The 12,140-nt window shown below is 71.5% G+C and carries 12 protein-coding genes and 1 riboswitch; of the genes, 8 read left to right on the forward strand and 4 right to left on the reverse strand.

The window, feature by feature from the left end; all coding sequences use genetic code 11:
* Positions 1–140: 140 nt before the first annotated feature.
* The 3 genes from MTQ12_RS08405 (at position 141) to MTQ12_RS08415 (ending at position 2,511) form a co-directional block, all read left to right on the forward strand.
* Positions 141–827, forward strand: coding sequence for a class I SAM-dependent methyltransferase (locus MTQ12_RS08405; RefSeq protein WP_247618258.1), 687 nt, complete (start codon positions 141–143; stop codon positions 825–827).
* Positions 828–1,072: 245 nt separating this feature from the next.
* Positions 1,073–1,693 carry a hypothetical protein gene (locus tag MTQ12_RS08410; protein ID WP_247618259.1) on the forward strand — a complete coding sequence of 207 codons (621 nt, stop codon included), beginning with the start codon at positions 1,073–1,075 and terminating at the stop codon, positions 1,691–1,693.
* Positions 1,690–2,511 carry a class I SAM-dependent methyltransferase gene (locus MTQ12_RS08415; RefSeq protein ID WP_247618260.1) on the forward strand — a complete coding sequence of 274 codons (822 nt, stop codon included), beginning with the start codon at positions 1,690–1,692 and terminating at the stop codon, positions 2,509–2,511. Before MTQ12_RS08410 ends, MTQ12_RS08415 begins: the two co-directional genes overlap by 4 nt.
* 206 nt (positions 2,512–2,717) lie before the next feature.
* Here MTQ12_RS08415 and MTQ12_RS08420 read toward each other — a convergent pair whose 3' ends face one another.
* The 4 genes from MTQ12_RS08420 to MTQ12_RS08435 form a co-directional block, all read right to left on the reverse strand.
* Complete coding sequence (locus MTQ12_RS08420; protein ID WP_247618261.1) at positions 2,718–3,497, reverse strand: energy-coupling factor transporter transmembrane component T; 780 nt, start codon at positions 3,495–3,497, stop codon at positions 2,718–2,720.
* Entirely contained in the window at positions 3,494–5,029 is a 1,536-nt protein-coding gene (locus MTQ12_RS08425) for an ABC transporter ATP-binding protein (RefSeq protein WP_247618262.1), read from the reverse strand. Before MTQ12_RS08425 ends, MTQ12_RS08420 begins: the two co-directional genes overlap by 4 nt.
* 8 nt (positions 5,030–5,037) lie before the next feature.
* A complete protein-coding gene (locus MTQ12_RS08430; RefSeq protein WP_265809127.1) occupies positions 5,038–5,778 on the reverse strand; it encodes an ECF transporter S component in 741 nt (246 codons plus the stop codon).
* A 28-nt stretch (positions 5,779–5,806) separates the two neighbouring features.
* Positions 5,807–5,911: riboswitch (TPP riboswitch) on the reverse strand.
* Between the two features lie 331 nt (positions 5,912–6,242).
* On the reverse strand, positions 6,243–6,788 hold the full coding sequence (locus tag MTQ12_RS08435) for a DUF4916 domain-containing protein (protein WP_137318037.1): 546 nt from the start codon (positions 6,786–6,788) through the stop codon (positions 6,243–6,245).
* Between the two features lie 224 nt (positions 6,789–7,012).
* Here MTQ12_RS08435 and MTQ12_RS08440 point away from each other — a divergent pair, with 224 nt between their 5' ends.
* The 5 genes from MTQ12_RS08440 to MTQ12_RS08460 all read left to right on the forward strand — a co-directional run bounded on the left by MTQ12_RS08440 (position 7,013) and on the right by MTQ12_RS08460 (position 12,087).
* Positions 7,013–8,509 carry an MmgE/PrpD family protein gene (locus MTQ12_RS08440; RefSeq protein WP_247618263.1) on the forward strand — a complete coding sequence of 499 codons (1,497 nt, stop codon included), beginning with the start codon at positions 7,013–7,015 and terminating at the stop codon, positions 8,507–8,509.
* 1 nt (position 8,510) lies between these two features.
* A complete protein-coding gene (gene prpB, locus MTQ12_RS08445; protein WP_247618264.1) occupies positions 8,511–9,416 on the forward strand; it encodes a methylisocitrate lyase in 906 nt (301 codons plus the stop codon).
* Entirely contained in the window at positions 9,413–10,537 is a 1,125-nt protein-coding gene (locus tag MTQ12_RS08450; protein ID WP_247618265.1) for a bifunctional 2-methylcitrate synthase/citrate synthase, read from the forward strand. Before prpB ends, MTQ12_RS08450 begins: the two co-directional genes overlap by 4 nt.
* A gap of 5 nt (positions 10,538–10,542) precedes the next feature.
* Positions 10,543–11,313 (forward strand): enoyl-CoA hydratase/isomerase family protein, encoded by a 771-nt coding sequence (locus tag MTQ12_RS08455; protein ID WP_247618266.1) that lies wholly within the window; start codon positions 10,543–10,545, stop codon positions 11,311–11,313.
* A 303-nt stretch (positions 11,314–11,616) separates the two neighbouring features.
* Complete coding sequence (locus MTQ12_RS08460) at positions 11,617–12,087, forward strand: DUF3592 domain-containing protein (protein ID WP_137318033.1); 471 nt, start codon at positions 11,617–11,619, stop codon at positions 12,085–12,087.
* Positions 12,088–12,140 lie beyond the last annotated feature (53 nt).

Consider the following 12,140-nt stretch of genomic DNA (forward strand, 5'->3'; position numbering starts at 1 on the left):
GGGTTGCCTGGGTTGAGGTCAACCCGAGGTGAGGGCGGCCTGGGTTGAGGGCGGGAAAGGGCGAGGGCAGGACGGGGCGCCGTGCGCAGCCGGCCCGCACGTCCCTCGGCGGTGTCCGCGGGAGTCCGTAGGATGGCGCCATGAGCTACACGCACAGGTGGGACGAGATGCGGGAGCGGGACCCGGAGCACTCCGCGCGCTACGCCCAGCGCTGGCGGGACCTCGCCGCCCAGGGGCTCGACCTCGACGGGGAGGCGCGGTTCGTCGACGCGCTCGCCGAGCGCGGCAGTCGGATCCTCGACGCCGGCTGCGGCACCGGCCGGGTGGGCGGATACCTCGCCGAGCGCGGTCACGAGGTCGTCGGCGTCGACCTCGACGACTACCTCATCGCCGAGGCGCAGGAGACCTACCCCGGCGCGGACTGGTACGTCGGGGACCTCGCCCGGTTCGACTTCGCCGCGCTCGACGAGGGGCGCGACACCCGGGATCCCGGCGCCCACCCCTCCACCGACCTCCTCGGGCGGCCGGAGCCCGCCCCGGAGAGCGACCGGCCCGGCTTCGACGTCATCGTCTCCGCCGGCAACGTCATGACCTTCCTCGACCCGGCCAGCCGCTCCGCGGTCATGGGCAACCTCGCCGGCGCCCTGCGGCCCGACGGCCGGCTCGTGTGCGGGTTCGGGGCCGGCCGCGGCTACGACTTCGACGACTTCGATGCGGACCTCGCCGCCGCCGGGCTCACGCTCACCACCCGCTTCTCGACGTGGACGCTGCGCCCCTTCACCGACCCCGGCGACTTCCTCGTCGCGATCGCCGCCCCCGCGCACTGAGCGGCCGGATCCGCGGGGCTGAACGGCCGGATCCGCCGGGTTGAGCGGCCGGACCGGCCGGGCTGAGCGGCCGGACCCGTCGGGCTGGACGGCCGGCCTTCGCCGGGTGAGCCCCTCGCGCGGATCCGCTCCACGCACCGCTCCCACGACACCATTTCGCCCACGACACCACTCTCCATATCTCTCCCGCACGACCGCCGCCCTGCCCGCCTCGCACTCTCCCACTCCACGGAGGACCGCACGCCATGACCACCCGGCCCGGCAGCACCGCCGCCATCGAATCCGCCACCGGCCTGCCGTGGTCGGAGATCAGCGCCGCCCTCGATGCCGCCGGCGGTGCGGACACCGATCACGCCGGGCTCGCCGCGGCCGCCCACACGCTGTTCCGGGGGAAGGTCGACAACGCCGGCTGGTGGGCGCAGAGCGCCGCCGTCGCCTTTGAGCAGCAGATCGGCCGCCGCCTCCCGGGCCAGGTGAGCGACGGCACCTTCCAGGTCAGCGTGTCGAAGACACTGCCCGGCGACCCCGCACAGGTGCTCGCCGCCGTCGAAACCCTCATGGCCGGCCGCACCGGGCTGGGTGGGGTCGACTTCGCGGAGGAGCCCACCACCTCGGGCACGGAGAAGTGGCAGTACTGGCGGGCGAAGCTCGCCGACGGCACCCGCGTGACCGCGACGATCGGCGCCAAGGCCCCGACCCGCGATCGGAAGCAGGCCGAGGGCGCAGCGGGCGAATCCGGCCGGGAGGCTGTCCGCAGTGCGGATGTGCGGAGCACTGCGGCCTTCCAGATCAGCAGACTGGGCAGCGCAGGCGCCGTCGAGGAATGGCGGGCCTGGTTCAAGGACCTGCTGAAGGAGCTGCGATGAGCGCACAGCCGAAGTACACCCACGGGTACGCGGAGTCGGTGATTCGTTCCCACTCGTGGCGCACCGCGCAGCGCTGCGCACCGGACCTGCTCGCACGCCTCGAGCCCGGGATGCGGATCCTCGACATCGGCTCCGGCGCCGGCACGATCACCTGCGACCTCGCCGGGCACGTGGCGCACGTGACCGCGGTGGAGCGGGCCGAGGAGAGCGCCGCCCTCACCCGTGCGGAGGCGCAGCGGCGCGGCGTCGACATGATCGACGTCGTCGTCGCCGACTGCCATGAGCTGCCCTTCGAGGACGCCTTCTTCGATGCCGTCCACATCCACCAGGTGCTCCAGCACGTCGCGGATCCGGTGACCGCACTCGCCGAGGCGATCCGCGTGGTCCGCCCGGGCGGCACCGTGTCCGTCACGGAATCCGACTACGCCGGCTTCCGCTGGCACCCCGAGTCCCCGGAGATCAGCCGCTGGCTCGAGCTCTACCGGGAGACGGCCCGGCGCAACGGCGGCGAGCCCGACGCCGGGGTGTTCCTCCGCGCCTGGACGAACGCCGCGTCCCCGCGGGTGCTCGGCCACGGGCCGGCCGCGGTCGACTACCTGTCCCGGCCGTGGGTGTTCGCGAACCCGGAGGACTGCGGCTGGTGGTCGCAGACCTGGGCCGACCGCGTCTCACGCACCGCGCTCGCCGAGGACATCGTGGCCTACGGGTTCGCCTCCCAGGAGGAGCTCGAGCGGATCGCCGACGGCTGGCGCACCTGGTGCGAGGGCCCCGACGCCTGGTTCACCGTCGCCCACAGCGTCGCCCTCATCACCCGCTAGGTCGAACGCGCCCGCCACCCGGGGACCCGCGCCCTCACCTGGTCGCTCACTCGCGCGCCCTCACCATCGAACTGCGGAGTATCCAGAGCGCAACGCGCAATTGCGCGCCTGTTTTCGGATACTCCGCAGTTCGGTCAGCCGCGCCGCACCGCCCGCGCCGCACCGCCCGCGCCGCACCGCCCGCGCCCCCGCGCCCCGGGCGCATCTCACACGATGAGGTTCCAGGAGCCCGTCGCGATCGCCGCGCCCACGGCGGTCGCGGCCATGAGCAGTGCCCCGGCGAGGAGCCCGAGGTCGCGCGCGGCGAAGCGCGAGGTCCGGGCCCAGGTGCGGCCCGGGGCTCCGAACGCACGCCCCTCCATCGCCATCGCCAGGCGGGTGCCGCGACGGATCGCCTGGACCAGGAGGGCGAACATCACCGGGAAGAACGCGCCGAGGTGCGATAGCGGCCCGGAGCCGCCGACCCCGCGCGCCCGCCGCGCCATCCGCAGCACCTGCCACTCCGCGATCAACAGGGAGACGAGCCGCCCGGCCGCGAGCGCCGCGAGCGCGAAGCGCTCCGACACGCGGAGCTTCTGGATGAGCCCGTCGGCCAGATCCGTGGGGTCGATCGTGGCGAGGAGTACGACCGCCGGCAGCGCGAGCGCCATGGTGCGCAGGCCGATCGCCGCCCCGGCCGTGAGCGAGTCCGCGGTGAGGAGCACCGGACCGAGGTCGACGACGGTCGCCCCGGTCTTCTCCGCCAACAGCGCAGTGCTCCAGCCGCCGGTGAGCGCGATGATCGGGAGGAACCACGTCCGGCCCACGACGGTGCGCCACGGCAGGCCGGAGAGCGGCAGGAGCGCGAGCTCGAGCAGGAGGAGCACCCCGGCGGACACGACGTCGACGCTGAGCAGGACGGCGAACATGAGGATGAACCCGGCCGCGAGCTTGGTCACCGGGTTGCAGCGCACGAGCGGCGTGGCCCGGGGTGCGAGTGTGCTCATGCCGCGCCCTCCGCCGTGCGCGCCCTGACGGGGTGCTCGTGCGCCCCGAGCGCTGCGATGAACGGCTCGTCGTGGGACACGAGGAGGATCCCGGTCCCACGGTCGAGCTCCGCGGTGAGCAGCAGGCGCAGCCCCTCCCAGGTCGCGGCATCCTGCCCGAACGTCGGCTCGTCGAGGACGAGCAGGGGCGGGGAGCAGGCGAGCATGCACGCCACGGACAGCCGCCGCTTCTCCCCGCCGGACAGGGTGTGGGGGTGGGCGCGGGCGAGGTGCGCGAGGCGCAGCACGCCGAGCAGCTCCTCGACCCGGTCCCGGATCCGCGCCTCGGGGAGCCTGGCCCGGTGGAGTCCGAAGGCGAGCTCGGAGGCGACCGAGTCGGTGAGGAACTGGTGCTCGGGCTCCTGGAACACCGAGCCGATGCGGGTGACGAGCTCGCGCGAGCGCCACGCGGCCGGTTCCCTGCGGCGGGGGACCTGCCGGTGGGTGCGGAGCAGCGCGTCGGTCGCCCGGATCGCGCCGGCCGCCGGGCGCAGCAGCCCGCCGAGGGTGAGCGCGGTCGTCGACTTCCCCGCTCCGTTCGGCCCGACGAGCGCGGTCGCCGTGCCGGCGCAGAGCGTGAGGTCGATGCCGCCTGCGACGGGTTCCCGCCGGCCGGGACGGGTGACGGCCAGGTCGCGGGCGGTGAGCAGCGCCTCCCCTCCGGCGGCGGGCCGTCGTGCCGGTGGCGGGGGAGTGCCGGGGATGCGGACGCCTGCGGTGCGCAGCAGGTCGCGGAGTCCGGGGTCGGTGAGGAGGTCCGGGGTGCCATCGGCGACGATCCGCGACCGGTCGAGGACGACGACGCGGTCGACGTGATCGCACCACAGGTCCACGCGATGGTCGACGACGAGGAGGGTGGCCCCGGTGACCGCCTGCGCGCGGAGCGCGGCATCGCGCAGCACCGGGGCCGAGGCGGGGTCGATGTTCGCCGTCGGCTCGTCGAGTGCGATGAGCCCCGGTTCCATCGCGAGCACCCCGGCGAGCGCGAGGCGCTGCTTCTGCCCGCCGGACAGGGTGCGGGTGAGCCGGGCGCGCGCCTCGGCAGCGGCGGCCCCGCCCGGACCGAGGCCGACGGTGTGCAGCGCGGCGTCGACGCGCGGCCAGATGTCAGCGGGGTCGATCCCGAGGTTCTCCATCCCGAAGGCCGCGTCGTCCCCGGCCCGGGCGAGGATCACCTGGGATTCGGGATCCTGGAGGACGAGCCCGGAGCGGCCGCGCGCTGGATCGGGATGACGGCCGTCGACGAGCAGCTCCCCGGTGCGGTGCCCGGAGTCGGCCGGCAGCACTCCGGTGAGCGCGTGGAGGAGCGTCGACTTCCCCGAGCCCGAGGCGCCGACGAGGAGCACCCGCTGACCGGCGGGCACGGCGAGGTCGATGTCGGCGAGCGCGGGCGCCTTCCGGCCGGCGTGCCGCCAGCCGTAGCCGCGGGCGGTGATGACCGCAGGCCCCCGGGAGGTGCTCACTGCCGGGGCCGGGCGGCCGGTGGTGCGCATCGGCCGGCTCACACCTCGGCGGCGGTGCGGCCGGAGGCGAGCGGGGCGAGCACCCCGGTGCGGCGCAGCGCCCGGACAGCCAGCAGGGTGCCGCCCCCGGCGAGCACGAGCCCGGAGACGCCGGCCGCGGCGAGGTAGACGAGCTGCCAGGCCGGCTGCCATTCGGTGTTGTACATGAGGTTCTCGCCGAGGCCCAGGAACAGTCCGGCCCCGAGTCCGGAGAGCAGGGTGACGACCGGTCCGAAGCGGCGGTAGAGCAGGAGGAGGACGACGAGCTCGGCGCCGAGGCCCTGGAGCGCGCCGGAGATGAGGACCTGCATGCCCCACTGGGTGCCGAGCACGGCGGACACGGCGGCGGCGAGGATCTCGCAGTAGAGCGCGGCGCCGGGCCGGCGGATGATCATCGCGCCGAGCGGCCCGGCGAGCACCCACACACCGGTGAGCAGGCCCGCGGCGGGCGGGAAGGCGAGGAACGGCAGCGAGAGTGTCGACCAGGCCGTCGACCACACCCAGAACACGACGCCCACTGCGACGCCGAGCACCGAGGCGACGACGATGTCGACGACCCGCCAGCGCAGACGGCTCGGCGGTGCGGGGTCCGGTTCAGGGGTGGGCGAATGCGCGTCTGCGTTCGAGGCCGGGGACGGAGCCGTGTCCGCGGGAGCAGTGTCCGCGGGAGCAGTCTCCGCGGGAACCCGGTCCGCGGGAACCCGGTCCGCGGGTTCGGGGAATGACGATGACGGTGCCATGGTGGATCCTCCTGTGAATGGCAGGAGGGGATGAAGAGACTCGACTTCCTCCGGCGGTATGAACCGCGTCAGGTTCGAGGGTCTGCGATGCTCGCACTCTCAGCGCCCTGGTGGCGCTCCCCTGTCGTGAGGACGAGCATAGCGCAGAGGTGGGGTCCGTGCAGTCCGTGGGGGACTCGTGGACGAGAAGGCCCATGGGCGGGAGGACCTATGTATGGGATGACCCATGGACGAACTGCGCGGTATCCGGAACCTGAAGCGCAATTGCGCGCTCGGTCTCGGATACCGCGCAGTTCGAGTGGCGGTCTGCGCGCGAGGGCGCCGGGACCTCAGTGCTCAGGCCTCCAGACCACCAGACCTTCAGGGCTTCAGGGCTTCAGGCGTTCAAACCTTCAAGCCTTCAGGTCCAGGCGCCTCGGAACCCCAGGCTTCTCAGAACCTCAGAACCTCAGTGCCTCAGAACCTCAGGGAAGGATTCCGAGGTGGGCCAGGGCGGCGCGCACGATGTGCTCCTGGCCGTGGCACATCTCTGCGACGACGTCCTCGCGGATCGCCTCGGCCGGGGTCAGCCAGTCGAGGCTGAGCGCATCGCGGCGCGGGGAGCACTCGCCCTGCACCGGCAGGATGTAGCACAGGGCGACCGCGTGCTGGCGCGGGTCCTGATAGGGCGAGGGCCCCATCTGCGTGGGGAAGTACTCCGCGACGTGGAACGGGGTCAGCGCCGGGGGGATCTGCGGCAGCGCGAGCGGGCCGAGGTCCTTCTCCACATGGCGCACGAGCGCCGAGCGGAGCGGCTCGTGGTAGCGCACCCGGCCGCCGACGATCTCCCGGCCGAGCGAGCCGTCGTCCTCGAGCGTGCGCAGCAGCAGGCCCACCTTCGTCACCTGGCCGTGGTCGCCGAGCTGCACCGGCACCGCGTTGACATAGGTGATCGGCATGCGGCGGCGGATGCTCGCGAGCTCGTCCGGTTCGAGCCAGTTGTCGTCGTAGTCGAGTGCGGTGCGCGTCATGGTTTCATGCTGTCACACGCGACCGCCGCGGGGAAGGAAGGCGGTTCCCCTGGGCCCCGGCGGGGTTGCCGAGTCGCCCGCGCACCAAGTATCTTGATATCGAGATACATTGTTGCCCGGAGCACACCCGCCTGCACCCAGGGCATAGAGTGGAAGGGACGGCCGCTCGCCGAACACCCGCGCCCGCCCTGTCCGCGGTCGATGTCGACACGAGGAGAATCTCCATGATCAATCACGAAGTCCGGACCTACAAGAGCTCCGAGGACCTGCCGCGCGAAGAGCAGCTGGCCTGGAAGATCGCCGAGGTCGCCTCCGACCCGGTCGCGGTCGACGCAGACGTCACCGACATGGTCATCAACCGCATCATCGACAACGCCTCCGTCGCGGCCGCCTCGGTTCGGCGCGGTGCCCCCACCCACGCGCGCGAGCAGGCGCAGACTCACCCGACGAAGCCCGGTGCCCCGGTCTTCGGCCTGCAGCTGAGCGAGCGCGTTTCACCGGAGTGGGCCGCATGGGCCAACGGCGTGGCCGTGCGCGAGCTCGACTTCCACGACACCTTCCTCGCCAAGGAGTACTCGCACCCCGGCGACAACATCCCGCCGATCCTCGCCGTCGCCCAGCACGCGGGCATCGGCGGCAAGGACCTCATCAACGGCATCGCCACCGGCTACGAGATCCAGGTCGACCTCGCCAAGGGCATCTGCCTCCACGAGCACAAGATCGACCACGTCGCGCACCTCGGCCCGTCCGCCGCGGCCGGCATCGGCGCGCTCCTCCACCTGCCCACCGAGGTGACCTTCCAGGCCATCCAGCAGGCGCTCCACGTCACCACCGCCACCCGCCAGTCCCGCAAGGGCGAGATCTCGACCTGGAAGGCCCACGCCCCGGCGTTCGCCGGCAAGATGGCCGTCGAGGCCGTCGACCGGGCGATGCGCGGCGAAGGCGCCCCGAGCCCGATCTACGAGGGCGAGGACGGCTTCATCGCCTGGATCCTGTCCGGTCCCGAGGCCCGCTACACCGTGCCGCTGCCGGGCCAGGGCGAGGCCAAGCGCGCGATCCTCGACACCTACACCAAGGAGCACTCCGCGGAGTACCAGGCGCAGGCGCTCATCGACCTCGCCCGCCGGATGGGAGCGCAGATCGAGGACAAGTCGAAGATCCGCAAGATCACCATCCACACCTCGCACCACACCCACAACGTCATCGGCACCGGGGCGAACGACCCGCAGAAGATGGACCCGAAGGCCTCGCGCGAGACCCTCGACCACTCGATCATGTACATCTTCGCCGTCGCGATGGAGGACCAGGGCTGGCACCACGAGAAGTCCTACGCCCCCGAGCGCGCCGGCCGCCCGGAGACCGTCGAGCTGTGGCGCAAGATCGTCACCACCGAGGATCCCGAGTGGACCCGCCGCTACCACTCGACCGACCCGGACGAGATCGCCTTCGGCGGTCGTGTGGTCGTCGAGATGGAGGACGGCTCCGTGATCGAGGACCAGATCGCCGTCGCCGACGCCCACCCGCACGGTGCGCGTCCGTTCGCCCGGGCGAACTACGTCGAGAAGTTCCGCACCCTGGCCGACGGCATCGTGTCCGACGCCGAGCAGGACCGGTTCCTCGACCTCGCCCAGAACCTCGAGAACCTCGGCGCCGACGACGTCGCGCAGCTGAGCTTCGCGGTCGACGGCCTCGAGCACACCGGATCGAAGGGAATCTTCTGAGATGCTCGGAGCCACCACCACACCCGCCGACCGGCGCAGGCGGTTCCGCGAACTGCTCGCCGGCAGTGAGATCGTCCAGTTCCCGGGTGCGATCAACCCGATCAACGCCCAGATCATCGAGCAGATCGGCTTCGAGGGCATCTACATCTCCGGCGGCGCGTTCTCCGCGGCGCAGGGGCTGCCCGACATCGGCCTGACCACGCTCACCGAGGTCGCCGACCACGGCCGGGCGATCTCCCGGGTGACGAACCTGCCGACGTTCATCGACGCGGACACCGGCTGGGGCGAGGCGATGAACGTCGCGCGCACCGTGCAGGAGTTCGAGGACGCCGGCCTGGCCGGCATGCACCTCGAGGACCAGGTCAACCCCAAGCGGTGCGGCCACCTCGACGGCAAGGAGGTCGTGGGCACCGCGGAGATGGTCAAGCGGATCTCCGCGGCCGTCAAGGGTCGGCGGGATGAGAACTTCGTCATCTGCGCCCGCACCGACTCCCGCGCCGGCGAGGGCCTCGACGCCGCGATCGACCGGGCCAAGGCCTACATCGATGCCGGGGCGGACATGATCTTCCCCGAGGCGATGCGCGACCTCGGCGAGTTCGAGACCTTCGCGCAGGCCGTCGACGTGCCGATCCTGGCGAACATGACCGAGTTCGGCAAGAGCGAGCTGTTCACCACCGAGCAGCTCGCCGACGCCGGCGTGCGCCTGGTGATCTACCCGGTCACCACGCTGCGCCTGGCGATGGGCGCGATCAAGTCCGGACTGCAGACGATCCGCGACACCGGCACCCAGGTGACGCTGCTCGACGGCATGCAGACCCGGGCCGACCTCTACGAAACCATCGACTACGCGGCGTACAACGACTTCGACGCCGCCGTCTTCAACTTCTCTCAGGAGGGTCACCAGTGACCGATCAGGACATCAAGAAGGGCCTCGCCGGCGTCGTCGTCGACACGACGAAGGTCTCCAAGGTCGTGCAGGAGACCAACTCGCTGACCTACCGCGGCTACCCCGTGCAGGAGCTCGCCGCGAACTGCTCGTTCGAGGAGGTCGCCTACCTCATCTGGCACGGCGAGCTGCCGACGCCCGAGCAGCTCGCGGAGTTCACCGCCCGGGAGCGCGGCCAGCGCGCGATCGACCAGAAGCTCATCGATCTCATCCTCTCCCTGCCCACCGACTGCCACCCGATGCACGTCGTGCAGACCGCGGCGGCCTACCTCGGCGCCGTGGACCCGGAGGCCGATGTCGAGGGGCCGGAGGCGAACCTCGCCAAGGCCGAGCGGATGTACGCCCAGCTGCCGACGATCGTCGCCGTCGACCACCGCCGTCGCCACGGCCTCGACCCGGTCGCACCGACCGAGGACCTCGGCTACGCGGCCAACTTCTTCAAGATGGTCTTCGACGAGGTGCCGGCCGAGGAGGTCGTGCGCTGCTTCGACGTGTCGATGATCCTCTACGCCGAGCACTCCTTCAACGCCTCGACGTTCACCGCCCGCGTCATCACCTCGACGACCTCGGACATGTACTCCGCGGTCGCCGGTGCGATCGGCGCCCTCAAGGGACCGCTGCACGGCGGTGCCAACGAGGCCGTCATGGCGATGCTCGAGGAGGTCGGCACCGCCGACAAGGCCTCGGCGTGGATCGACAAGGCGCTCGAGAACAAAGAGAAGATCATGGGTTTCGGCCACCGCGTCTACAAGAACGGCGACTCGCGCGTGCCCACCATGCGCAAGGCGTTCGAGGACATGGTCGAGGCCAAGGGCGCGACCGATCTCCTCGACCTGTACAACGCCTTCGAGGAGGACTTCGTCGGGCGCAAGGGGATCTACCCGAACCTCGACTACCCGTCGGGCCCGGCCTACCACCTCATGGGCTTCGACACCCCGCAGTTCACGCCGATCTTCGTCATGGCCCGCATCACCGGCTGGACGGCGCACATCATGGAGCAGCAGGCCTCCAACGCGCTGATCCGCCCGCTGTCGGCCTACGACGGCGAGGAGCAGCGCTCGGTCCCGACGAAGTCGGACTGAGCAGCGTGAACGATCACGCACTGGTCGAGGGTTTCGATCTCACCGTCTCCGGTGGGGTCGGGACCCTCGTCCTGTCCCGTCCGGCCAAGCGCAATGCGCTCTCGCGCGAGATGTGGCTGGCGCTGCCGGACATCATGGCCGCGATCGACGCCGACCCCGGGATCGAGGTGCTCATCCTCACCGGGGCCGGCGGGCACTTCTCCGCCGGGTCCGACATCGGGGATCTCGATGTGCCGCTGGCGGACTTCTGGGCGGCGAACGCCGAGGCCGAGGAGGCGCTCGCCGCCGTGGATGTCCCGACGATCGCCGCGATCGAGGGCAACTGCGTGGGCGGCGGCACCGAGCTCGCCGCGGCCTGCGACGTCCGGATCGCGGCACCCGGAACGATCTACGGGGTCACCGCCGCGAAGCTCGGACTCGTCTACCCGCCCGGACCCACTCGGCGGCTCGCCGGGATCATCGGGGATGCCTGGGCGACGTACTTCCTGCTCACGGCGGAGATCATCGATTTCGACCAGGCGCTCAACCTCGGGTTCATCCATCGGGTGAGCGACACCCCGCTCGATACGGCACGGGAGATGGCGGCGACGATCGCCGGCCGCTCCGCGCTGAGCCAGACCGGGGCCAAGCGGATCCTGCGCGGCGAGGACCCGGATCCCGCAGCCGGCGGATGGCTGGCCGAGGCGTATGCGAGCGAGATCGTCCGCGGACAGGAGGGCTTCTTCGCCAAGCAGCCCCCCGAGTTCACCTTCGCCCGCCACGACTGGCGCTCCTGAAGCCGGGATCCCGCAAGACCATTCCAGACCTCAATTTTCGAAGGTTTCTGAGAGCGGATCCGCCAGAGTTCGCAAGGTCAGATCGCCGTGAGGGGCGCGTGCGCGGTGCGTACCGCACTGCATCGCTGCAGACTCGCCGAACTGCGCGGTATCCGAATTCCGACGCGCAATTGCGCGCCTCGATTCGGATACTCCGCAGTTCGGCGCAGCTTCGGCCGGGCGCAGCTTCGGTCTGGCGACCCGCGCCTCGGCGACCTGTGCCTCGGTGTCCCGCTCCCCATTGACCATCCGTAGACTGAGCCCATGATGCGACGCCCTCCGACCGAGGCCCGCCGCCGCGGGACGAGCGTCGGCCTTATCCTCGCGTTCTACGGCATCGCCGCCGCGCTCACGCTCATTGCCGCCGCGATCACCTTCGCCGCGCTCAGCGCGCGGGAAGTGGGCGCCGTCGAAACCACCGGCACGATCACCGCGAGCGAGGAGCGCCGGGTGCACGACAGCGTCGGCCCGCCGCGCACCGTGCATCGACCGACCATCGAGTTCACCGACGAGTCCGGCACCCGTCACACGATCCGCGGGGATGACCAGGGTCGGCCGGCGACCGTGGGGGACCCTGCCATCGTCCACTACCACCCCGACGATCCCGCCGACGCATGGCATGCGGACAAGCGCAACGAGATCGTAATCCCGTTCATCATCCTCCTCTTCACCGCCGGGTTCGTCATCGCCGGCCTTGTCCACCTCCTCAAGGAGCTCCTCCGGCGCAGCCGCTGAACCCGGATGCTCCGAACTGCGCGGTATCCGAAAGCCGACGCTCAATTGCGCGC

Source organism: Brevibacterium sp. R8603A2 (assembly GCF_023072605.1).
Classification (GTDB): domain Bacteria; phylum Actinomycetota; class Actinomycetes; order Actinomycetales; family Brevibacteriaceae; genus Brevibacterium; species Brevibacterium pityocampae.